Origin of the sequence: Pontibacterium granulatum, from assembly GCF_029961155.1 — a bacterium.
GTDB classification, from domain to species: Bacteria; Pseudomonadota; Gammaproteobacteria; order Pseudomonadales; family Balneatricaceae; genus Pontibacterium; species Pontibacterium granulatum.
The window spans coordinates 287,187-310,880 of sequence record NZ_JASBRH010000002.1; the positions used below are offsets into that span (position 1 = coordinate 287,187).

21 protein-coding genes and 1 tRNA gene are annotated in these 23,694 nt (G+C 51.2%); 20 read left to right on the forward strand and 2 right to left on the reverse strand.

Annotated elements, in window-relative coordinates:
* The first annotated feature begins 71 nt into the window (after positions 1-71).
* The 16 genes from QKW35_RS03180 to QKW35_RS03255 all read left to right on the forward strand — a co-directional run bounded on the left by QKW35_RS03180 (position 72) and on the right by QKW35_RS03255 (position 17,661).
* Entirely contained in the window at positions 72-1,112 is a 1,041-nt protein-coding gene (locus QKW35_RS03180) for a GlxA family transcriptional regulator (protein WP_282350711.1), read from the forward strand.
* Positions 1,113-1,394: 282 nt separating this feature from the next.
* Positions 1,395-2,165: an ABC transporter ATP-binding protein gene (locus tag QKW35_RS03185; protein ID WP_282350712.1), complete on the forward strand. Its 771-nt coding sequence runs from the start codon at positions 1,395-1,397 to the stop codon at positions 2,163-2,165.
* Positions 2,166-2,243: 78 nt separating this feature from the next.
* On the forward strand, positions 2,244-3,002 hold the full coding sequence (locus QKW35_RS03190) for an ABC transporter substrate-binding protein (RefSeq protein WP_282350713.1): 759 nt from the start codon (positions 2,244-2,246) through the stop codon (positions 3,000-3,002).
* Between the two features lie 127 nt (positions 3,003-3,129).
* Positions 3,130-3,819 (forward strand): ABC transporter permease, encoded by a 690-nt coding sequence (locus QKW35_RS03195; RefSeq protein ID WP_282350714.1) that lies wholly within the window; start codon positions 3,130-3,132, stop codon positions 3,817-3,819.
* Positions 3,819-4,517 carry an ABC transporter permease gene (locus QKW35_RS03200; RefSeq protein ID WP_282350715.1) on the forward strand — a complete coding sequence of 233 codons (699 nt, stop codon included), beginning with the start codon at positions 3,819-3,821 and terminating at the stop codon, positions 4,515-4,517. The genes QKW35_RS03195 and QKW35_RS03200 overlap by 1 nt, the downstream gene beginning before the upstream one ends.
* Before the next feature lie 187 nt (positions 4,518-4,704).
* Positions 4,705-9,528: an NAD-glutamate dehydrogenase gene (locus QKW35_RS03205; protein ID WP_282350717.1), complete on the forward strand. Its 4,824-nt coding sequence runs from the start codon at positions 4,705-4,707 to the stop codon at positions 9,526-9,528.
* A gap of 82 nt (positions 9,529-9,610) precedes the next feature.
* Complete coding sequence (locus QKW35_RS03210; RefSeq protein ID WP_282350719.1) at positions 9,611-9,826, forward strand: hypothetical protein; 216 nt, start codon at positions 9,611-9,613, stop codon at positions 9,824-9,826.
* A 202-nt stretch (positions 9,827-10,028) separates the two neighbouring features.
* Complete coding sequence (gene thrS, locus QKW35_RS03215; RefSeq protein ID WP_282350720.1) at positions 10,029-11,945, forward strand: threonine--tRNA ligase; 1,917 nt, start codon at positions 10,029-10,031, stop codon at positions 11,943-11,945.
* A gap of 66 nt (positions 11,946-12,011) precedes the next feature.
* Positions 12,012-12,509, forward strand: a complete 498-nt coding sequence (gene infC / locus QKW35_RS03220; protein ID WP_282350721.1) for a translation initiation factor IF-3 — start codon at positions 12,012-12,014, stop codon at positions 12,507-12,509.
* A gap of 100 nt (positions 12,510-12,609) precedes the next feature.
* Positions 12,610-12,804, forward strand: a complete 195-nt coding sequence (gene rpmI, locus QKW35_RS03225) for a 50S ribosomal protein L35 (RefSeq protein WP_282350722.1) — start codon at positions 12,610-12,612, stop codon at positions 12,802-12,804.
* 51 nt (positions 12,805-12,855) lie between these two features.
* On the forward strand, positions 12,856-13,212 hold the full coding sequence (gene rplT / locus QKW35_RS03230; protein ID WP_282350724.1) for a 50S ribosomal protein L20: 357 nt from the start codon (positions 12,856-12,858) through the stop codon (positions 13,210-13,212).
* 200 nt (positions 13,213-13,412) lie between these two features.
* The gene (pheS, locus tag QKW35_RS03235; RefSeq protein WP_282350726.1) at positions 13,413-14,396 is read left to right on the forward strand and encodes a phenylalanine--tRNA ligase subunit alpha; all 984 of its coding nucleotides are present in this window, start codon (positions 13,413-13,415) and stop codon (positions 14,394-14,396) included.
* Between the two features lie 52 nt (positions 14,397-14,448).
* On the forward strand, positions 14,449-16,848 hold the full coding sequence (gene pheT / locus QKW35_RS03240; protein ID WP_282350727.1) for a phenylalanine--tRNA ligase subunit beta: 2,400 nt from the start codon (positions 14,449-14,451) through the stop codon (positions 16,846-16,848).
* A gap of 18 nt (positions 16,849-16,866) precedes the next feature.
* On the forward strand, positions 16,867-17,172 hold the full coding sequence (gene ihfA, locus QKW35_RS03245; protein ID WP_282350729.1) for an integration host factor subunit alpha: 306 nt from the start codon (positions 16,867-16,869) through the stop codon (positions 17,170-17,172).
* Positions 17,150-17,512 (forward strand): MerR family transcriptional regulator, encoded by a 363-nt coding sequence (locus tag QKW35_RS03250; protein ID WP_282350730.1) that lies wholly within the window; start codon positions 17,150-17,152, stop codon positions 17,510-17,512. Before ihfA ends, QKW35_RS03250 begins: the two co-directional genes overlap by 23 nt.
* A gap of 72 nt (positions 17,513-17,584) precedes the next feature.
* Positions 17,585-17,661 (forward strand) — tRNA-Pro (locus QKW35_RS03255).
* A 39-nt stretch (positions 17,662-17,700) separates the two neighbouring features.
* Here QKW35_RS03255 and QKW35_RS03260 read toward each other — a convergent pair.
* Entirely contained in the window at positions 17,701-18,534 is an 834-nt protein-coding gene (locus QKW35_RS03260; protein WP_282350731.1) for a hypothetical protein, read from the reverse strand.
* Between the two features lie 160 nt (positions 18,535-18,694).
* Here QKW35_RS03260 and QKW35_RS03265 point away from each other — a divergent pair, with 160 nt between their 5' ends.
* Together QKW35_RS03265 and QKW35_RS03270 are read left to right on the forward strand one after the other, a co-directional pair.
* On the forward strand, positions 18,695-20,017 hold the full coding sequence (locus QKW35_RS03265; RefSeq protein WP_282350732.1) for a MarR family transcriptional regulator: 1,323 nt from the start codon (positions 18,695-18,697) through the stop codon (positions 20,015-20,017).
* A gap of 207 nt (positions 20,018-20,224) precedes the next feature.
* A complete protein-coding gene (locus QKW35_RS03270) occupies positions 20,225-20,881 on the forward strand; it encodes an inovirus Gp2 family protein (protein ID WP_282350733.1) in 657 nt (218 codons plus the stop codon).
* 24 nt (positions 20,882-20,905) lie between these two features.
* On the opposite strand, the gene radC is transcribed toward QKW35_RS03270, so the two are convergent.
* Positions 20,906-21,382, reverse strand: a complete 477-nt coding sequence (gene radC / locus QKW35_RS03275; RefSeq protein ID WP_282350734.1) for a RadC family protein — start codon at positions 21,380-21,382, stop codon at positions 20,906-20,908.
* A 457-nt stretch (positions 21,383-21,839) separates the two neighbouring features.
* Between radC and QKW35_RS03280 the strand changes: the two genes are divergently transcribed.
* Positions 21,840-22,028, forward strand: a complete 189-nt coding sequence (locus QKW35_RS03280) for an AlpA family transcriptional regulator (protein ID WP_282350735.1) — start codon at positions 21,840-21,842, stop codon at positions 22,026-22,028.
* A gap of 130 nt (positions 22,029-22,158) precedes the next feature.
* Positions 22,159-23,661 carry a sigma-54 interaction domain-containing protein gene (locus QKW35_RS03285; protein ID WP_282350736.1) on the forward strand — a complete coding sequence of 501 codons (1,503 nt, stop codon included), beginning with the start codon at positions 22,159-22,161 and terminating at the stop codon, positions 23,659-23,661.
* Positions 23,662-23,694: the final 33 nt, after the last annotated feature.

Genomic DNA, 23,694 nt, shown 5'->3' on the forward strand with positions numbered 1-23,694 from the left:
GAATATCAGTATCCTGCACACTCCGAAATTTAATTTGCCCGAGCCACATTTGCCCGGAGGAAAACGTTTTAGTGGGTAATCCGTTGTCAAACGACAGTTCTCAGCGCAAACCGCACCGTTTTGGTTTTCTGTTGCTGCCCAACTTCTCCTTGATCGCCTTCTCCTCGGCGATTGAGCCGTTGCGTATGGCCAACTGGGTGACCGGCGAAGACTGTTACGAGACGGTGCTGATCAGTCACGACGGTGAAGCGGTATCGAGCAGCTTTGGTGTACAGACGCTGGTGGACTGCAGTCTGAAGGAGATTCCCCCGCTCGACGCGATCTTTGTTTGTGGTGCCAGCCCGATTGCCCGTACCGGCAACGAGGCGGTGATTGGCTGGTTGCGCCGTCAGGGGCAGGCCAGTATGGCGTTGGGTGGTATCGGTACCGGCTCTTATCTGCTGGCTTGTGCAGGTTTACTGAATGACTATCGGGCGACAATTCATTGGTGGGATCTGGATGCGTTGCGCGAAGAGTTTCCAGACACCCAGGTGACCAACAACCTCTACGAAATTGATGGTAACCGTTACACCTGCAGCGGCGGCACGGCATCGATGGATATGATGCTGTTCCTGATCGGACAACACTACGACATGAATCTGGCTGCCAAGATCTCCGAGCAGTTTATCTGCGAACGTATGCGCACCAGCGATGACCAGCAACGGATTCCTCTCAAGGCGCGTATCGGAGCCAGTCAGCCTAAGCTGATCGAAGCGGTGACGCTGATGGAAGCTAATATCGAGGAGCCACTGAGCACCGACGATCTGGCGTTTCATGTGGGTGTATCCCGCCGACACCTGGAGCGGCTGTTTAAGAAACACCTGCAGACGGTGCCGTCGAAGTACTACCTGGAGCTGCGCTTGGAAAAAGCCCGCCAGATGTTGCGCCAGAGCGACAAGCCTGCTTTACAGGTCGGGTTGGCCTGCGGTTTTTCCAGTGCGTCCTATTTCAGTACCGCCTACCGCAACCATTACGGTGTGACACCGCGTGAAGAACGCAAGCGCGCTGCCGAAACTGAAGAACGTCAGCCTGTGGGTACTCAGTTCGGTCGCTCGACCTTGATAAATAACTGATCTCGTAGAAGTTTTTTCTGAAAAAAGGGGCGTTTTCCGCCGATTCTTTCGTTTTCCTGTCTTTTGGTCAAGTCGCGATGACTGAAATTGGTGGCCGAATTTCAAAATATCGACCTCCTGCAATTTGTTACCTTCAAATTGCGCGCTATGGCCTGTGGCAAAACACGTTCATTTAGAGTGTCTTGCATTGTGCGGCACACATAGCACGTTCCCCCGGTTAGCCCTAAGCAGGCTGGATCAGAGAGCCGGGTAATTAACCTGGCAATATAGAGAACAATAAAAATGCCTGAGAATTCTGCTATCTACCTGAAGAACATTCATAAGTCGTTCGGCGATCTCGAAGTCCTGAAAGGGATCGATTTGCAAGCCCATGAACACGATGTGATTTCGATCATTGGTTCCAGTGGTTCAGGTAAAAGTACTTTCCTGCGTTGCATCAACCTGCTGGAAACCCCAACCGAAGGGGAGATCTACATCACCGGTGAAAAACTGAGCCTCAAACGCAACAAACAGGGGGACCTGGATGCCTCTGATGCCCGTCAGCTGGCGGCAATGCGCTCCCGCGTTGGTTTCGTATTCCAGAATTTCAACTTGTGGCCACACAAGACACTGATCGAAAACGTAATCGAAGGTCCGATCCAGGTACTGGGTAAGAAACGTGAAGAAGCCATTGCCCACGCCGAAGAGCTGCTGGGCAAAGTTGGCCTGCTGGAGCGTAAGGATTTCTATCCGAACCAGCTGTCGGGTGGTCAACAGCAGCGTGTAGCGATTGCCCGTACCCTGGCGATGGAACCGCAGGTGCTGCTGTTTGATGAGCCAACCTCTGCACTGGACCCGGAGCTGGTAGGTGAGGTGCTGAACGTAATGCGTGATCTGGCGGCCGAAGGTCGCACCATGCTGATCGTCACCCACGAGATGACTTTTGCCCGCGAAGTTTCCAACAAGGTGATGTTCCTGCATCAGGGACAGGTGGAGGAGTTTGGTCCTCCTGAGCAAGTTTTTGAAAACCCGACATCCGAACGGTGTCGTGAGTTTATCTCCAGTATTTTCTGATGCCCGGCATCTGAGAATCTCCAACGCCCATCCTTGGGTTACTCCTGCAAATCAAAAAAATAAGAAAGGAAGTGCAAGATGAAACTGAAAACGACTCTGGTTGGCGGTCTGCTGGCTGCTGCAATGTCTCTGAGCGCGGGCCTGGCACAGGCTGGCGACACAATCCGTATCGCAACCGAAGGCGCGTATGCACCGTTCAACATGGTGGATGCCAGTGGTCAGCTGCAGGGCTTTGACGTGGATATCGCCAAAGCGCTGTGTGCCGAGATGAAAGCGGACTGCGATATCGTGGCTCAGGACTGGGATGGCATCATTCCGGGTCTGCGTGCTAAGAAATACGACGCGATCATTGCGTCCATGTCGATCACTGAAGAACGCCAGCGCGTCGTAGACTTCACCGATGCTTACTACTCCAACGTACTGGCGTTTGTAGCGGCGAAAGGCAAATCCCTGGATACCAGTAAAGACGGCCTGAAAGGTCTGGTGGTAGGTGCGCAGCGTGCGACTATCGCCGGCCAGCACCTGGAAGACCAGTTGGGTGATGTAGTTACCGTTAAGCTATACGACACTCAGGACAATGCGTACCTGGACCTGGAAGCAGGCCGCCTGGATGCACTGCTGTCCGACAAATTCCCGGCCTACGACTGGCTGAGCACCGATGCGGGCCAGACGTTTGAGTTCAAAGGCAGCGACATCGACATCAACGACAAGATCGGCATCGCGGTACGTAAAAATGATCCGCTGACCGACAAGTTCAACCGCGCTCTGAAAGCGATCGTGGATAACGGCAAATACGCCGAGATCAACGCCCGCTACTTCCCGTTCTCTATTTATTAAGGAAATACAGGTCCGAATCTGTTCAGGCTCTCAGAAACTTTTCGGACCAGTTTCCCTTTCGTATAGCGAACGATTTCCCGCCAGCGCTCCGTTGGCGGGCTGCTCCATCTCCCGTTGAGGATTACCGATGTTTGATATCAGAGGATTCGGCGACCAGCTTTGGGCTGGTACGTTAGTCACCATCGAGCTGGCGTTGGCCAGTCTGTTACTGGGCTTGGTCCTAGGCTTGTTGGGTGCGACGGCCCGACTGTCGGGTAACCGCGTTGCCCGTACGATCTCCACCGCCTATACCACCGTGATTCGTGGCATTCCCGAGCTGCTGACGGTGCTGATCATCTACTTCGGTGCGACAACGGTCCTGATGAGCGTGGCCAGCATGTTTGGCTACGACGAATATATCGAAGTGGGTCCGTTTGCCGCCGGTGTGGTGGCGCTGGGCCTGACCTTTGGTGCCTATGCCAGTGAAGTATTCCGCGGTGCGATTCAGGCAATCCCGAAAGGCCAGCAGGAAGCGGGCTTGGCGATTGGTATGACACCGTTGAAGATCTTCTGGCGTATCACCATGCCGCAGTTGTGGCGCCTGGCGCTTCCTGGGTTGGGTAACCTGTTTCTGGTGTTGCTGAAAGATACGGCACTGGTGTCCGTGGTGGGTTTGCACGACATCATGCTGAAAACCCGCGATGCGGTGAGCTACACCAAAGAGCCGTTCCTGTTTTATATGGCCGCAGCGTTTATCTATCTGACACTGACCATTATCTCCATGGTGTTTATTCACTACATGGAAAAACGTAACAACCGCTGGGTGGGGAGAGCGTAATGGATTTTTCTGTTGTTATTGAGTACTTCCCACGCCTCATGCAGGGGGCGTTGACCACCCTTGAGCTGGTTCTGATCTCCGGCATTATCGGCTCGGTGCTGGCACTGCCTATTGGCCTTGCGCGTCATTCACGCCGCCTGTGGCTGCGTGCGATCCCGTATTGCTACATCTTTTTCTTCCGTGGCACACCGCTGCTGGTGCAGATCTTCCTGGTGTACTACGGCCTGGCCCAGTTTGAAGAGGTTAAAAACAGTTCGCTCTGGCCGTACCTGCGCGAGCCGTACTGGTGCGCCATTATCGCCTTCTCTCTTAATACCGCTGCCTATACCGCAGAGATCCTGCGTGGCGCGCTGGCGGCCGTGCCCAAAGGAGAGGTCGAAGCTGCAAAAACTATCGGTATGCGCCAGGTGCAATTGTACCGCCGCATTATGCTGCCGCGTGCGTTTGGCATGATCATGCCGGCGTACGGTAACGAGGTGATCCTGATGCTGAAGGGCAGTGCGCTGGCATCCACGATTACTCTGCTGGACCTGACTGGCATGGCACGCACGATTATTGCCCGTACCTACACCCCAATTGAGATCTTCCTGGCGGCGGGAGGTATTTATCTGGTGATCAGTATGGTGATCATCATGCTGTTCCGTCAGCTGGAGCGTCGCCAAAATCGTCATCTGCAACCGATTGCAGTGCGAGGGTAGATCGCGGTAGGTTAAGACATAAATGTTCAGGTTGAATTGGTTCTTTTGTCGCGCATCGCCGCTGCAAACGTACCGATTCGACTATGATTGATCTTTAAGGAAAGAACGACTGTGTCTTGATCGTGCAGCGGTAAGCTTATTTCAGGCAGGAGCCACATTGCGGCTCCGAATGGAGAATAAATACAAGATGTCCAACCATTGCAGCCGTAAAGAAAAACTTCTCAACCAACTGGCAGAGCAGGTTAACCACAACCTGCCTGCGGATGTTGCCACCAAACTCAACACCTTCTCCGAACTCTATTACCAGGTCTCTCCCGACGAAGAAGTGTCGGCGCGTCCTCTGGAGCAGCTGTACGACGCCACGCTCTCCTGTTGGGAGTTCATTCAGGATTATGATTACGAAGCGCCGAAGGTACGCGTCTTCAACCCGGATCTGGAAAAGCACGGTTGGCACAGCAACCACACGGTGATTCAGATCCTGTTCCCGGATATGCCGTTTCTGGTGGATTCGGTACGGATGGAGTTGAACCGTCGTGAGGTGTCGATCCATGCGATCCACAATGCGGTATTGCAGGTTGAGCGTGACGGCGACAAGCTGAAAGGTTTCTCCCATGAAGGGCGTGATGAGTCCTTTATCTACTTGGAAGTGGACCGCCACAGCGATAAGGAGTGGATAAAAACTACGTGTGATGCCTTGGTTGAGATACACCGCATTGTCGAATGTGCGGTGCATGACTATAAGCCGATGAAGGCTCGAGCCCAGGAAATGGTGTCAGAGCTGCGCGCCGCAGAGCATGTGCGCGACCGCACAGAAGCCGAAGAAGCGGCTGAGTTCATAGCCTGGCTGTTGGATGATCACTTTACCTTCCTGGCGTACGACGAACTGGATTTTGAGCAAGGTGAAGACAGCTTCAGCGCGTCGCTGAAGAAGGATAGTGTGCTCGGCACCCTGCGCTTGGAAAATATTTCGGCCTTGGCGCAACGTTACGCGTCGCTGAGTGCCGATGAAGAGTGCTCCATGCAGGACAATGCGCCGTTGCTGCTGGCTAAGTACAGCAAGCGCTCTCGAGTGCATCGCCCGGCCTACATGGACCTGATCGTGGTAAAACGTTTTGACGATGAAGGTCGTGTAGTCGGTGAACGTCGTTTCTACGGTTTGTATACTTCTCCGGTCTACCATGAGCGCCTGAATCGTATCCCGCTGATCCGTCGCAAGGTCGAGCGCACCTTGCATGCCAGTGGCTTCTCCCACAGCGGGTACAGTGGCAAAGCACTGTTGACGATCCTGAACGATATGCCGCGGGATGAGTTATTCCTCTCTACCGACAGTGAGTTGATGGATCTGGCGATGGGGATCCTGAACCTGCAGGAGCGTCGCAAAGCCCGTCTGCTGATGCGCCGGGACCGTTGCGGCAAGTTCTGTACCTTCCTCTACTACGTACCGCGTGATGTGTTTGGGACCGTGCTGCGTTTGCAGGTCCAGGACATCATTGCAGGCGCCCTGAAGGCAACGGATTCAGAGTTTACCACCACCTTCACCGAGTCGGTCCTGGCGCGTGTGTATTACGTGATGCGTATCGATCCGACTACAGAGTCCGAGATCGACTTTGATGCAATCGAGGCGGAAGTGGTACAGGCATCCCGTTCTTGGGACGATGATCTTCACCATGCGCTGGTGGAAACCTGCGGTGAGGAGAAGGGCAACCGCTATACCAACCAGTACCGCCATGCATTTAGGTCCGCCTACCGTGAGCACTTCTCGCCGGCCAGTGCTGTGTATGACATTCAACGCATTGAGGCGTTGTCGGAAGACAATCCGGTAACCATGAGTTTCTATCGCGTGCTGGAGCAGACCCAGGACCTGCTGCGCTTTAAGCTGTTCAATGCAGATAAACCGCTGATTCTCTCCGATGTGATCCCAGTGTTGGAAAATCTGGGGATGCAGGTGGTGGGGGAGCACCCGTACGAGGTGCACAAGACTAATGGCAATGTGTATTGGATTCACGATTTTACCCTGATCTATCACCACGGCGAGACCGTGGTTTTGGAAGATGTGAAGCAGGTTTTTCAGGAAGCCTTTGCCAGCATCTGGAGTGGTCGAGCGGAGAATGATGAATTTAACAAACTGGTTATTGGTGGCAACCTGAGCTGGCGTGAAGTGGCGATGTTGCGCGCCTATGCTCGCTATAATCAGCAGATCCGTTTTGGTTTCTCCCAGCCGTATATCGCCGATACGCTGGCGCGTCACTTGCAGGTTTCCAAGCTACTGGTGGCGCTTTTCCGCGCGCGGTTTGAGCCGAGTCGTCAGGACAGCAGTAAGGTAGAAGCCCTGGTCGGTCGTATCGAGTCGAGCATTGTGGATGCTCTGGATAAAGTGGATAACCTCAATGATGACCAGATCCTGCGTCGCTACCTGGAGCTGATTAAAGCGACCCTGCGTACCAACTACTTCCAGAAGGATGCTCAGGGCGAATTGAAGGATTACTTCTCATTCAAACTGAGCCCGCATGCGATTGCGGACATTCCATTGCCGCGCCCGATGTTCGAGGTGTTTGTGTACTCCGCCCGTGTGGAGGGCGTGCACTTGCGCGGCGGTAAGGTGGCCCGTGGTGGCTTGCGCTGGTCCGATCGACTGGAGGATTACCGCACCGAGGTGCTGGGTCTAGTGAAGGCCCAGCAGGTGAAAAACGCAGTCATCGTGCCGGTGGGGGCTAAAGGTGGCTTTGTCGCTAAGCAGCTGCCAGAGCGTGGTAGCCGTGAAGAGATCCAGGCGGAAGGCATCGCTAGCTATCAGACATTTATCAGTGCACTGCTGGATATCACTGATGACCTGAAAGCGGGTGAGGTGGTGCCACCGGTGGATGTGGTGCGTCTTGATGAGGACGACCCGTACTTTGTCGTGGCCGCCGATAAGGGCACCGCAACCTTCTCCGATATTGCCAACGAGATCGCGGAAAGCCGAGATTTCTGGCTGGGTGATGCGTTTGCCTCCGGCGGCTCCCAGGGATACGATCACAAGGGCATGGGGATCACCGCCCGTGGCGCCTGGGAGTCTGTAAAACTGCACTTCCGCGAGCTGGGTCTGGATACCCAGAGCGAAGACTTCACCGTGATCGGTATCGGCGATATGGCGGGTGATGTGTTTGGTAACGGCATGCTGCTGTCTGAGCATATCCAGCTCTGTGCCGCCTTTAACCACATGCATATCTTTATCGATCCGAACCCGGATGCGGCTAGCACCTACGTTGAGCGCAAGCGTATGTTCGAGCTGCCACGCTCCAGCTGGGAGGACTACGACAAGTCACTGATTTCCGCTGGTGGCGGCGTTTTCTCCCGTGCTGCGAAGTGGATTGAGATCAGTCCGGAGATGAAAGCGCGCTTTGATATCAAAGAAGACCGCCTCTCTCCGAATGATCTGTTGCGTGCGCTTCTGAAAGCACCGGTAGACCTGATCTGGAACGGCGGTATTGGTACGTACGTGAAGGGCTCCGGCGAAACCCACGCCGATGTGGGGGACAAAGCTAACGACAGTCTGCGTATCAACGGTAACGAGCTGCGCTGCAGGGTGCTGGGCGAGGGCGGCAACCTGGGCTTCACCCAGCTGGGCCGTGTTGAGTTCTGTGCCAAAGGCGGTAAATCCAATACCGACTTTATAGACAACGCTGGTGGCGTGGACTGCTCCGACCACGAAGTCAACATCAAGATCCTGCTCAACGAGGTGGTGGCGAACGGTGATATGACCGTGAAACAGCGTAACGCCTTGTTGCGCGAAATGACCGACGAAGTAGCCGAGCTGGTGCTGCAGAACAACTATCACCAGGCGCAGGCGATCAGTGTGGCGGAAGGTCATGCCCGTAATTCCATTGACGACTATATCCATCTGATCGACCGTCTCGAGGACGAGGGCAAACTGAATCGTGCCCTGGAGTTTATCCCGGCGGATGATGATCTGCAGGAGCGCAAAGCACGGCAGCAAGGGCTTACCCGCCCAGAGTTGTCGGTACTGATCTCGTATGTTAAAGCAGAGTTAAAAGAGAGTCTGATCGATTCCTGGATTACCTCCGATGATTACCTGAGTAACGAGATCCTGACCGCGTTTCCGCAGCGTCTGGTGAGCGACTTCGAGCAGGAGATCCGTCAGCACCGACTGTACCGTGAAATCATCGCGACCCAGACTGCCAACGGCATGGTGAATACCATGGGTATCACCTTCGTGGAACGCCTGCGTCAGAGCAGTGGTGCAGGCCTGTCCGAAATCTCTGCCGCCTACGTGATCGCCCGGGATGTCTTTGATATCCAGCAACTGTGGGCAGATATAGAAGCCCTGGATAACCAGGTGCCATCTGCGCTGCAGCAGAAAATGATGGCCGACATGATCCGTCTGGTGCGCCGCGCAACCTTGTGGTTCCTGCGTCATCGCCACCAGGAAACATCGGTAAGCGATATAGTTGCTGAATTCCGTCCGGGTGTGCGTACCGTCCGTAACATGATGGCTGATCTGATCAAGGGTGATCCGCGGGAAAGCTGGCAGCGTAAAAACGATGCGCTGGTGGACGCGGGCATCCCAGAGGAGCTGGCAGCCGTCGTGGCCGGATCTGACAGCCTTTATTCGTTGCTGGGTATCATTAAAGCAGTGGAAGAGACCGGGCAGCCGCTGGAACGTGTGGCACAGATCTACTTTGATCTGGGCGAGCGTTTGGAGTTGCATTGGTTTGACCAGCAGTTGAAGGAGATCAAAGTCAGTAACCTGTGGCAGACAATGGCCCGTGACGGCTGCCGCGAAGACCTCACCAGTCACCAGCAAGCGATAACCGTGTCGCTGATCAACGCTGCGCAGGCATCCGGTACAGAGGACAGTGAGCTCTGCGCTGAAGAGTGGCTGAGTAAACGCGAAGCCTTGCTGCACCGCTGGCAGCGTTTCCTGTCTGAGATTCGTAGCAGCAGCAGCAATGATTTTTCTATCTTTAGTGTGGCAACCCGCGAGTTGCTTGAACTGGCACAGGCGCGGTAACCCCGCGCTTTAGCCTCCTAATCAACAAAAATAATAATTCCGGACTGGTTACCCATCGGTCCGGCTCATCGCGAGACTATCCATGACCGCTATTCACTCCTTTGCACCCATCCGCACCGCTTATCGAATTCACCAGGCCGCTGCCGACAGCTGGTGGGTGTACCACCACAACGTGGGTAAAAACGGTAACCTGAGCCTCGCGTCCCGCGTGGTGTTCTTTGGTAACAGTCAGTCCCAGATCAAGGAGTGGCTTCAGCGCCGTGATGATCAGCAGGTGTTCCTGTTGGGTGATATCTGATCCATTCTCATAATGCTGTGTAGGACGGATGACGCCCACTAAAAAACAGGCAAATTTCTTAGTCTCGGTTCTGGGTTATCCAGTGCCTTTGCGTTAAAATATCGCCCCTTTGTCGGTAGCTCCGGCTAGAATTTATTTATCACTCAAACGCAAAGTACTTATGTGGCCTGTCGTAGGGGCCACCACTGAGCAAGGATTAAAAATGCCTGTAATTACCCTCCCTGACGGAAGTAAACGTGAGTTCGAACAGTCAGTTACTGTCTTTGACGTAGCCGCGGATATTGGCGCTGGTCTGGCAAAAGCGACCCTGGCTGGCAAAGTAAACGGTGAGCTGGTTGACGCAAGTTTCACCATCACCGAAGACAGCGAACTTTCGATTGTCACGGCTCGCGATGAAGAAGGCCTGGAAGTGATCCGTCACTCTTGTGCTCACCTGATGGCGATGGCTGTACAGGAACTGTTCCCGGGTGCACAGGTAACCATCGGTCCGGTTATCGAAGACGGCTTCTACTACGACTTCGCTTATGAGCGTCCGTTTACCCCGGAAGACCTGGTTGCGATTGAGAAGAAAATGGGCGAACTGGCCAAGCAGAACCTGCCGGTAAGCCGTTCTCTGATGAACCGCGACGAAGCGGTTGCGATGTTCGAGAAGATGGGTGAGAAATACAAAGTCGAGCTGCTGGAAGCGATTCCGGACGAGCAAGACCTGTCTTTTTACTCCCAGGGCGACTTTATCGACCTGTGTCGTGGACCACACGTACCGTCCACCGGTCATATCAAAGCGTTCAAATTGATGAAAGTTGCCGGTGCATACTGGCGCGGCGACTCCAACAACGAGATGCTGCAGCGTATCTACGGCACCGCGTGGGGCGACAAGAAAGCGCTGAAAGCGTACCTGCACCGCCTGGAGGAAGCAGAGAAGCGCGACCACCGCAAACTGGGTAAACAGCTGAACCTGTTCCATCTGCAGGAAGAAGCGCCGGGTATGGTGTTCTGGCACCCGCACGGCTGGACCCTGTATCAGGAGATCGAGCAGTACATGCGTGGCAAGCTGCGCCGTCGCAACTACGTTGAGGTGAAAACCCCTCAGGTTGTTGAGCGTACGCTGTGGGAGAAATCCGGTCACTGGGAGAAATTCTCTGAGGAGATGTTTACCACTCACTCCGAGAGCCGTGATTTTGCTGTTAAGCCGATGAACTGCCCATGTCATATTCAGGTGTTCAACCAGGGCCTGCGTTCCTACCGTGACCTGCCGTTGCGTATGGCGGAGTTTGGTTCTTGTCACCGTAACGAGCCGTCTGGTGCATTGCACGGTATCATGCGCGTGCGTGGCTTCGTGCAGGATGATGGTCACATCTTCTGTGCTGAAAACAGCATCCAAAGCGAAGTATCCGAATTTATCGACTTCCTGCACGAAGTGTACGAAGACTTCGGCTTTAACGAAATTCAGTATAAGCTGTCTACCCGTCCTGAAAAGCGCGTGGGTAGCGATGAAGTGTGGGACAAAGCTGAGAAAGCGTTGTCCGATGCACTGGACAATGCAGGTCTGAAATGGGAACTGCTGCCGGGTGAAGGCGCGTTCTACGGACCTAAAATCGAATTCTCCCTGAAAGACTGCCTGGGCCGTGTATGGCAGTGCGGTACTATTCAGGTGGACTTCTCTATGCCAGGACGTCTGGACGCACAATTCGTAAACGAAGAAGGCAACCGCGAAACTCCGGTTATGTTGCACCGTGCGATCCTGGGTTCTTTTGAACGTTTTATCGGTATTTTGATTGAAAACTCCGCGGGCGCACTGCCAACCTGGTTGGCTCCGGTGCAGGCGGTTGTGATGAATATTACCGATAAACAGGGCGAATATTGTGAAAAAGTAGCTCAACGTCTTGAAGATGCTGGCTTTAGAGCACAAGCAGACTTGAGAAATGAGAAGATCGGCTTTAAAATTCGCGAGCGCACTTTACAGAAGGTGCCGTTCCTACTAGTTGTAGGTGATAAGGAAGTAGAGTCTGGATCCGTAGCCGTGCGTACTCGGACGGGTGAGGACCTGGGTACCTTATCCGTAGACGAGTTTATTGCTCTTCTTGGCAACGAGGTTGCTAAGAAAGGCCGCCAGGAATAAATCTGATCAGGAGATATAACCATCAGGCGCGATAACAGAAGGAACCCTCGCCGCGAGCAGGGTCCAATGATCAACGATAATATCCGAGCAAAAGAGTGCCGACTGATTGGTCCAGACGGTAGCCAGATTGGTATCGTACCGTTTAAAGATGCTCTTGAGGCTGCTCAAGATGCAGGACTTGACCTAGTACAGATCGCTGATTCCGATCCCATCGTATGTAAGGTGATGGATTACGGTAAGCACGTGTACGAACAGAAGAAGCAGGCTGCTGAAGCGAAGAAGAAGCAGCACCAGATTCAGGTCAAGGAAGTGAAATTCCGTCCTAATACGGAAGAAGGGGATTATCAGGTAAAACTACGCAACCTGATACGTTTCCTTGAAGCCGGAGACAAAGCGAAGGTAACCCTGCGTTACCGTGGTCGTGAGATGGCCCACCAGGAGCTGGGTATGCAGCTGATGCGTCGGATCGAGGAAGATCTGATTGAGCTGGGTACCGTTGAGCAGCGTCCTAAGATGGAAGGCCGTCAACTGACCATGATGATTGCTCCGAAGAAGAAAAAGTAACCTGTATTTCAGCATACCCGTAACTGCTTCCAGGTGGAGCAGCTACGGGTTTTGTTGTTTGTCAGGTGAAAGATAACTAACGAATGCGTGGAGATTAGTAATGCCTAAAATTAAATCTTGCCGCGGTGCGGCTAAGCGTTTCAAGAAAACTGCCAACGGCTTCAAGCACAAGCAGTCTTTCACTAGCCACATTCTGACTAAGAAATCTACCAAGCGTAAGCGTCAGCTGCGCCCTATGATGCAGGTTCACGCTGCTGATCAGGCTCTGATCAAACGCATGCTGCCATACATCTAAGTATTGGTTTTTATTTTTTAGTTTAAGAATTTGTAAAGAAGGAAGATTGTCATGGCTCGCGTTAAACGTGGTGTGATTGCACGTCGTCGTCATAAGAAAGTCCTGAAGCAGGCAAAAGGTTACTACGGTGCTCGTTCTCGAGTATTCCGCGTAGCTAAACAGGCAGTTATCAAAGCTGGTCAGTATGCATACCGTGACCGTCGTCAGCGTAAGCGTCAGTTCCGCGCTCTGTGGATTGCACGTATCAACGCTGCTGCACGTATCAACGGCATGTCTTACAGCCGTTTCATTGCTGGCCTGAAAAAAGCCAACATCGAAATCGACCGTAAGGTTCTGGCTGACCTGGCTGTATACGAGCAGGCTGGTTTTGCTGCTGTTGTAGAGAAAGCGAAAGCTGCTCTGGCATAAGCGACCCACCTCTTGTAGGTAATTGATTATTTGAATAGGGGAAGGGCGCAAGCTCTTCCCTTATTTTTTGGGAACTCTGGTGAGCCTGTTTGGCAACTCGTACCAGAGATTTATAGCCAAGTTGGCTGAGCAGAGTTTCCTGGAACACGCTGCACGTATATATCTGAAGCAGCATTCCATCCCAGAATTTGGAGCCGGAAATGGAAAACATCGAAACCCTTTTGGCAGAAGGTATTGCAGCCGCAGAGAAGGCTGAAAACGCGCAGGATCTGGATCAGGTTCGCGTTGAATATTTGGGTAAAAAAGGCGCACTGAGTCAGCTGCGTAAAGGTCTGGGTAAACTGTCTCCGGAAGAGCGTCCGGCAGCCGGTGCCCGCATCAACGAAGTGATTCAGGCGGTAACCGCTAAGCTGAATGCGCGTAAAGCTGAGTTTGACGCAGCAGCGCTGGAAGCAAAACTGGCGTCCGAAACGATCGACGTTTCCCTGCCGGGTCGTGGTGAAGAGCTGGGTGGTCTGCACCCGGTAACCAAAACCATGGCGCGTATCGAAGAGTTCTTCGCAGGTATCGGTTACAGCGTAGCGGAAGGTCCGGAAATCGAAGACGATTACCACAACTTCGAAGCTTTGAATATTCCTGCGCACCACCCGGCACGTGCGATGCACGATACCTTCTATTTCGATGCTCACACTCTGCTGCGTACCCATACTTCCGGTGTTCAGATCCGTACCATGGAAAACCAGAAACCACCGGTACGAATCGTCTGCCCGGGTCGCGTATACCGTTGCGACTACGACCAGACCCACTCTCCGATGTTCCACCAGGTAGAAGGTCTGCTGGTCGACAAAGATGTGAGCTTCGCTGACCTGAAGGGTACGCTGGAACAGTTCCTGCGTGAGTTCTTTGAAGAGGACGTAAAAGTCCGTTTCCGTCCTTCCTACTTCCCGTTCACCGAGCCATCCATCGAAGTGGATATTGACCGTGGTGACGGTAAGTGGATGGAAGTACTGGGCTGCGGCATGGTACATCCGAAAGTCTTTGAATCTGTTGGTATCGATCCTGAGGAATACACCGGCTTTGCCTTTGGCATGGGTGTAGAGCGACTGGCGATGCTGCGTTATGGCGTAAACGATCTGCGCCTGTTCTTTGAGAACGACCTGAAATTCCTGCGTCAGTTTTCGTAAGCAGGTCAGGACACACGATAGCGGTTAACAACAGAATTCCCAGGAAAGATAAATGAAATTCAGCGAACAGTGGTTGCGCGAGCTGGTAAACCCAGCGGTAGATACAGATGAACTGGCCCATCAGGTGACTATGGCCGGTCTGGAAGTGGACGACGTCGAGTCAGTTGCCAAAGATTTCTCCGGTGTGGTTGTTGGTGAGATCCTGACGGCGGAGCAGCACCCGAATGCGGATAAGCTGCAGGTCTGTAAAGTTTCCAACGGCGTCGAAGAGTTTCAGGTGGTATGCGGTGCACCAAACGCCCGTGCCGGTCTGAAGACTGCGTTTGCAATGGTGGGGGCAAAACTGCCGACACCGGAAGGTGACACGTTCAAAATCAAGAAAGCCAAGCTGCGTCATGTAGAGTCCTTCGGCATGTTGTGCGCGGAAGACGAGCTGGGCCTGTCTGAAGACCACGGCGGTATCATGGAGCTGGCTGCAGACGCACCGGTTGGTACCGATCTGCGCGAGTACCTGAACCTGGATGACAAGATCATCGACGTAGACCTGACGCCGAACCGCGCTGACTGTCTGAGCATCAGCGGTATCGCGCGTGAAGTGGGTGTGCTGTTTAAAGCACCGGTAACCTACGTTGAAGCGAAACCTACCGAAGCGGTTATCAACGATACCTTCCCGGTTGCGCTGGAAGCGCCACAGCAGTGCCCACGTTTTGTGGGGCGTGTGGTTCGCAACGTTAACGTACAGGCTCAGTCGCCGCTGTGGATGGTTGAGAAGCTGCGTCGTGCGGGTGTACGTTCTATTGATCCGGTTGTGGATATCACCAACTACGTACTGCAGGAGCTGGGTCAGCCGATGCACGCGTACGATCTGGACAAGCTGACTGGTGGCATCTTTGCACGTATGGCGGATCAGGGCGAAAAACTGACCCTGCTGGATGGCCAGGAAATCGAACTGAACAACGACACACTGGTTATTGCCGACCAGAACGGTCCGCTGGGTATCGCGGGTATCATGGGTGGCGAAGCATCCGGTGTGAATGCTGAAACCAAGGATGTATTCCTGGAAGCGGCGTTCTTCAACCCAATTGCTATCGCGGGACGCGCGCGTTCTTACGGCCTGCACACCGATTCCTCCCACCGTTTTGAGCGCGGTGTGGACTGGCAGCTGCAGGCAAAAGCGATGGAGCGTGCGACCGAACTGCTGATCGAGATCTGCGGTGGTGAAGCCGGTCCTGTGATTGAAGTGGCCAGCGAAGAGAACCTGCCAAAGGTTGAAAAAATACGTCTGCGTCACGCTAAAGTGAACAGCTACCTGTCTTTCGATATGCCGGTGGAAGAGATTGAAGAGATCCTGATTCGCTTGGGTATGTCGATCACTAAAGATGGCGACGATGCATGGCTGGTGGATGTTCCTTCCTACCGTTTCGACATCAGTATCGAAGTGGATCTGATCGAAGAGCTGGCACGTGTTTACGGCTACAACAACCTGCCGGTACGTGTACCAAAAGCATCCCTGCCGTTCAAAGCGGACGTTGAAGCGAACATCGGCCTGACCCACATCCGTCGCACGCTGGTGGCACGCGGTTACCAGGAAGCGATCACCTACAGCTTCATCGAAGCGGGTCTGCAGGAAAAATTCGATAACGAAAACAAAGCGGTTGCGCTGGCTAACCCGATATCTGCGGAGATGGCGGTCATGCGTACCACCGTATGGCCTGGCCTGGTGAAAGCGGTTCAGTACAACCAGAACCGTCAGCAGAGCCGTGTACGCCTGTTCGAAACCGGTCAGCGCTTCCTGCCTCGCGGCGAGAACATGGCTGACATGCTGCAGGAGAACGTGGTGTCCGGTGTTGTGACCGGTGCTCGTCACCCTGAAGGCTGGACCGCAGGTAACGATGCCGTTGATTTCTTCGACGTTAAAGGCGATGTGGAAGCCCTGCTGGCACTGGGCGGTGCTGCGGATGAGTTTTCCTTCGTTGCCGATCGCCACGTTGCTCTGCACCCAGGTCAGACTGCACGCATCGAACGTAACGGCGAGACCATCGGTTACATGGGCGCACTGCACCCAAGCTTGGCGAAGGATCTGGGCATGAACGGTGCGGTATACCTGTTTGAACTGAGCATGGATGCAATCACTGCAGGTCGTCTGCCACGCTATGCTGAACTGTCTAAATTCCCTGAGTCCCGCCGTGACCTGGCACTGATCGTTGATGAGAAAGTTGCCTTCGAAGAGCTGCGTCAGGGGGCACTGGAAAATGCCGGCGAATACCTGAAAAACATCACCCTATTTGACGTTTATCAGGGCCAAGGTATTGAAGTTGGACGAAAAAGTATCGCCTTGGGCTTGACCTGGCAGCATCCATCGCGCACTCTTAATGATGATGAAATTAATGGAGCAGTAGACTCCGTTATCACTGCGCTGAAAGAAAAGTTCGGTGCATCATTACGAGAGTAAACGACAAGGGTGACTGTCATGGGCTCGTTGACTAAAGCTGATATGGCCGAGCGTCTGTTTGAAGAACTTGGTTTGAATAAACGTGAAGCCAAAGATATGGTTGAGTCGTTTTTCGATGAGATTCGCGAAAGTCTGGCGACCAATGAGCAAGTGAAGTTGTCGGGTTTCGGCAACTTCGATCTGCGGGATAAAGGTCAGCGTCCTGGCCGTAATCCAAAGACGGGTGAAGAGGTGCCGATCTCGGCGCGTCGGGTTGTCACCTTCCGTCCTGGGCAGAAACTAAAGGATCGTGTAGAGGCTTATGCGGGACAGCGAGAACAGTAACGCTCCAGATTCTGTTCCTATTCCCAATAAGCGATACTTTACGATTGGTGAGGTTGGCAAACTCTGTGACCTGAAGCCGCACGTATTGCGCTACTGGGAACAGGAGTTTGAACAGATTGAGCCGGTCAAACGGAACAACCGTCGCTACTATCAGTGTCAGGATGTTCTGCTTATCCGTCAGATCAAAGGCCTGCTGCATGAGCAAGGCTATACCATCAGTGGTGCCCGCCAATATCTGGCAGGGGATAACAACGGTGACGATCAGACGAAATATAAGCAACTGCTCAGACAGACCATCACCGAACTGGAAGACCTGCTTGTAACCCTGAAGCAGGTCTGAAACCTTCCCTGAATCAAACTCTTAAGCTAGTATGGCTAGCTCTAACAGAGCGTTTCTCGCTCTGGCCACAGTCGGGATGTAGCGCAGCTTGGTAGCGCACCTGCATGGGGTGCAGGGGGTCGAAGGTTCAAATCCTTTCATCCCGACCATATAAATCAATAAGTTGAAGAGTTTTGTTTCTCTCTCTTTTATTGTCTGGTAAGTTTTCTTGGTTTTGGTGCCCGTTTCGTGCCCAATTGTCTTTGTCTAACCTGTTCTTGAAGTTTTTTGCTCAGGCGCTTTCTGCGCCTCTCTGAGAGTATGTTTTTTGTACTGCGTCTCTTCTTTACAACTAATGTGATTGTTTTTCTCTTGTGTAGAGGCTCTTTGGAAGAGCTTGTTTGAGAGAGGGCTTGGACTGTTGCTGGCGTATGGCTGCTTTCTGGAGATTTTCTTAGGGCTTCGAGTTCGTCCTTTGTTTCTTCGTGCTTCCGATTAAGTAGATTTAAGGTTTCCTGCAGCTCTTTGTATTTCTGGTTGAGAGTTTCTAGGTCCGATAGAGCTTTCTGATGGTCCTTCAGTGGGATAGCGCCGAGGACTTCGTTCCATCTTTCTCTGTTACGTATCTCCCGTACCTCAAGCTGTCGTTTCTTTCTTTCCTGTTTCTCCTGCTTATATTGGTCAGTAATCAGAGCCTCAAGCGCTTGATTGCGTGTGCCTCCAAGCTGTCTGGCTAAGTAGTCTAGTTGCGTATTTACACTCTTGGATAGCACGAAACTGTGTTGTTCTTTATTACGTTTTCTATTCGACTTGCGGTATCGCTCTTGCCGCCAGGCGGCCCTCATCTTTTCTATTAGCTCTCTGTCTTCAGGAATGTCTCTGACTGTGTTTATAAAACTAACGATTTGAGTGCTTGGTTCTAAGTGATGGTATTGGTTGCTTAAAAATCCGGGCCATTTTTTGGTTAGGTATTTGTATGTCCACTCACACTGTTGCTGATCGTTGAGGTCAATCCATTGAGTAATTTTTTCAGTGTGTGACATATTTCGTCCTACTAAGTCGTTTAGAACTGATTCATCAATAAGATAAATTAAGACACGTTACATGTAACGTTACACGTAACGAAAATAAATAGTACTATTTTTAACCCAGGGGTTATCATGAGATAAAAGTTACTTACGTTACATGTTCATTGGAGAGGATATGCATATAGCTGTATTGCAGACGGAGTTGATTGGAGCTAGCCCAGAGATTAGATATTTCTTAGTTGCCTATATTTATCAGTTTGGCGACAGGGTTGTGCATCATACGGTTAAGGAATTATCGCTAAAGCTAGGTGTATCTACTCATGTGGTTTCGGACGCAATTAGTTACTTTGAGAAACGAGGATGGTTGGTCCGAGAAAGGAATGTATCAGGCCGTGGTCGGCCTAGTTTCACTTATGTTCTTAAGAGTCAATGTAGAAGCTCTCTTCAGACTTGTTCTGATGAGATTTCATTGAAGCAGACAGGTGCTATCGCATCGTTGCTCAAACTGGATTGTTGTTCAGAAAAGATTTCCAAAACGCAGCGCCTAAGCATATCGAATAAATTGTTTCTTGGGGTGTTGCTGGCACATATGGATGCATGCGGCGTAGTGAGGTCTCTTGGTCGTTCGGACTTAAGGAGATTAACTGGGATGAGTGATGAGCGATTAAAGTCTCAGCTCAAGAAAATGCTCGCTCTTGGTTATGTCCGAACTTACGTCGCTGGCGCAACGCATCGTTTGTTGTTTGGGGCCGCCAAGGGCTCTTACTATCTAAATCTACCTAAACTGTACGATGGGTACTCCACAGCTGGAGTTATAGTGTTTTGTAAGAATACCAATTTCCGAATGGGGGCGGGGGCGTTGTTTAGCGAAATGAATCGGCTTCAGGGAATTGGTAGGTACAAAGAATGTGAAGAAGGGCTATTGAACCCGGACAGAGTAGTGTTACAGATGGAAGGTAGGGTTTGTTTAGTAGCGAAGGGGGTTGAAAAGCTGTTCATGTTTTTTAACGAGAAGACCTCATCTCGTTTTCAAATGTATTTTCAGTCCAAGTTGAACGAATATGCATCTGACCTGCTTTCCAGAAGTTGGGGTAATTTGCTTTGCGAGACATGGGAGGGGGATAAGTATGTGAAAGATAAAATTGAGAAAGAACTTAAAAATATTTCGCTATCAAATCCTTCTTTTCAAAAAGATCCAACAGAAGATCAGTGGAATGAGCTAGCCTCTCTGATCTATCGGTTGTCGCTTCGAATAGCTGTGAAAGTTCGTAAGCTACAGCATGCAAGCACAGAGATTCCTATGTGTGAAATGGATCATGTGATTCACCTGTCTCCCTTTCTTCAAGGTGTTTTCACTCTAGTTGTTGAATCACATCCAAAGGAGCTGGAGTCATCCGCAAAAGAGTGGCGGAAAGTTGGTGTTGATGGAGATGTCATGGTGCGATACGAAAGCGAGGAAAAGGTGCCGAAAGAGCTGCGAGAACTCCTCAAACTATGAAGTGCGACAATGCCCGTCTATGAACTAATTCCAGAGCTGGACTTGGCCCAAAGGGACTGGCATCTAAGGGATGTAGTTCATCAAATTTACGCTGCAATGAGGTTCAGAATTGTTGGTTTGGTAGTATTTATTAGGTTTTGAGGGCATGTAGTAAAAAAATATTATCTTTGCCTCTCCTATGAATCAAAACATCATAGGAAGGGTTTCATGAACAGTAATCAACTAGCTAGCTACGGTCCACTAAATAACCACTATCAGTCGAGAATAGAAGAGACAATACAATATGCTCTATCCGAGTATCCACGAACTTTGGCAATTAGGGTAGATCTGCGGTTGCCTGATCAAGTGGGTTCCTTGTACGGAAGTTCGGATGATCCCCTGATAGCATCTATACGAACAGATTCGGCTGTGATTTCAAGATTCTTTGCGTCTCTAAATGCTCAGATCTCAGCGGATGTTCAGCGCAAGATTGTCGAAGGAAAAAGAGCCTACCCATGTACGTTGAGGTACGTGTGGGTGAGGGAAAAAAATAAACAGCACAAAGATCACTACCATGTAGTGCTGCTGTTGAATAAAGATGCTTACCATACATTGGGTAGCTACCAATCTTCTGGACCTAACTTGGCTAACCGCATTCGTAAAGCATGGCTTAGTGCTTTAGGCTTGTACCCAGATACGGAGGTTGGTTTTTTTGGGAGTTTGGTTCATTTTCCTGAAAATCCCTATTACATTCTGAATGTTAATGATCCCGCTCAGTTCAATGAAACGTACAGAAATCTAATATTTCGGACGAGCTATTTAGCCAAAAAAGAAACCAAGCATTACGATGACGGAAATCGTTGGTTTGGTTGCAGTCGACGTTAGGTCGACTGCATACCCTGTTCCTCCTCACAGAAGCCCTCGTTCAGCAAAAGAAACGCTGTTCTGTCCCACCACGATGTGATCCAGGACGCGGACATCAATCAAGGCCAAAGACTCAACAAGCCGTTGGGTGATTGATATGTCAGCGCTGGATGGCTCGGCGATACCTGAAGGGTGGTTGTGGGCGAATATGACGGCAGCGGCATTATCCGCCAAAACAGCTTTTACGACTTCTCTTGGATAAATGCTTGCTGAATCAATCGTGCCAAAAAACAGCTCTTTGAAATCGATAAGTCTGTGCCGGTTGTCTAGTAGCATCACCCCGAAAACCTCGCGTTCATAATGACTCATTTTGAACTCTAAAAAGGCTTTAGCTTTTTCTGGGGCGCTATAGACGTCTGATTCTATCAGTTGCTGAGCAAGGATCTCAGAGGCTTTTTCCAGGATCTGGTGCTGAGTTAAAGGGCCGTTGAGGACATAAGTGGTATCTGCAGAGTTGTGCATAGTTTCTTCTCCAGTGTTTTTGGGTTATGCACATAGGTGATATAGGTTCAAAAAAAAGCTGAATGTAAGAACGGGAGAGCCAGTAGGCTCTCCCGTTTGTTTTTCTGCCTTAGTGACTAGAGGTCTTCGGATACTGCCCAGTTGTAACCAGCAACAACACCGATGACAAAGAGCTCTGCAGCAGGTTTAGCGGTTAAAAATGCGAACATTGTCGTTCTCCTTTAGGGAGCAATAGATGCCAACACCGGTGATAAAGCCAGCAACGAATACAATTGGCATAAGGTTCTCCTTACTTGCGTTTTGAAGTGAATGAGCGTCGGTTATCCACCGAGCGTTTGGATGGTGCAGGTAGGTAATATCTATCTGAAATTTCGGTGAAACAGCTTTAGGCGTTGGACTCAGAATAATTTATTACTAGCGCCCCGTATCTCATGACCTAATTCAAGAGGAACGAGTCATGAGACTGATCAAACTGAAGGAAGTAATGAACACCACAGGGTTGGCACGCTCTACTATCTACAAATACATCTCGGAGGGGGCTTTTCCAAAGCCAGTTTCGCTGGGAGAACGCGCGGTTGCATGGGTAGAAAGCGAAGTAAGCGACTGGATTCTAGACAAGATCGAGAAGCGTGATTTGGCGAGCTAAGTTGAGCTTATTATCCTGTTCCCACCAGCTATGCAGACGGCTGGTGGGGAGGCTTTGGGTTCGTCGCATAGTCGGATTGATAACTGTGTGGTAATTTATTTTACAAATCTGCATAAGGATTTGTGGTGATATGAAGAAGCAGTTGCTCCTCACATGGCTTGGCAAGCACGATCTGGATGCCGAGAGTAACCAAGAACTCGGTGCCATCGGGTCAATTCTGATGGAAACACCTTTTCCATTTGATGAAGTGCATATCCTGGTCCAGAACTGGAAGGAACAGGCCCAGCAGTATGAATCTTGGTTGAAGCAGGTACTTCGAAAGCAATCCCGAAATACAAGAATAGTTCTCAAGCCCGTTGAGCTCAGTAGTCCTATTGATTACGAGGCTATCTATGGGATTGTCCATGAGCAGCTGGCGGCTCTGACGAGTAGTGACTTTAAAGTAACACTGAATCTAACCTCTGGGACGCCAGCGATGACCGCTATCTGGGTTTTGCTGGGTAAAGGGGTGTTTGATTGTCAGTTAACTCAAACTTCACGTCAGGACGGTGCTTCAAAAGTTGAGCTTCCTTTTGATGTCTCTGTTGCCTATCAACAGCACCAGGACGCTAGGCTTGGCTCAATTGCTTCAGCATTGCCCTCCACCAACAGTGAGTTTTCCCACATTCAGGCAAACTCTACTGCAATGAAAGAATGTGTCTCTTTGGCACAACGCATTGCTCAGAGGGACATCCCAGCCATCATTCATGGCGAAACTGGTTCTGGTAAAGAGGTTATGGCAAACGCTATTCATAGCGGTTCGTTGCGGGCTGAAAAGCCATTTGTGGCGGTGAACTGCGGTGCGATTCCCGAAAGTCTCATAGATTCTCACCTGTTTGGTCATAAAAAAGGTGCTTTTACGGGAGCGGTTGCCGACAGCCAGGGGTACTTTGAGGTGGCGAGCGGCGGCACATTGTTTCTTGATGAAGTTGGGGAGCTCCCCCTGGATGCTCAGGCCAAGCTACTTAGAGCGCTGCAGCAACAGGAGATCATGCCTGTAGGTGGTAGTAAACCAGTAAAGGTGGATGTTCGCATTATTGCTGCGACGCACCGAAATCTCTTAACGATGATCGACGACGGTTCGTTTCGTGAGGATCTGTTTTACCGGTTGGCAGTGGGAGTGATTAGCTTGCCTCCATTGCGGGAGCGAAAAGAGGATATTGAGTCCCTTGTTTCGGTATTGATTGATAACCTGAATGATGAAGCGAAGAGTCAGCCGGGATATATAAGTAAGAAAATTTCCAAAGAGGGAATAGAATTTATCAAATCCCAAAGATGGTCAGGGAATATTCGAGAGCTTTGGAATACGCTAGTTCGAGCGTCCATCTGGAGTGACGGAGAGATATTAGATGTTGAGCACCTGGAGAGAGCGCTTATCCTGCGGACTAAAAAAGGAGCTCAAGCAGGGCTGGAATTTGATATTGCCAGTGGTATCGATATCAATGAAGTTTTAGAAAAAACAAAGAGATACGCGATTGAACAAGCACTAAAAATAACTGCTGGCCAAAAAGGAAAAGCTGCTAGACTGATAGGTCTCAGTAATCACCAGACGCTTTCGAATTGGATGAAACAGTTAGAAATACCTGATCAATAGAAAGCGCATTTCGCTAAATTGGCACGATATCTG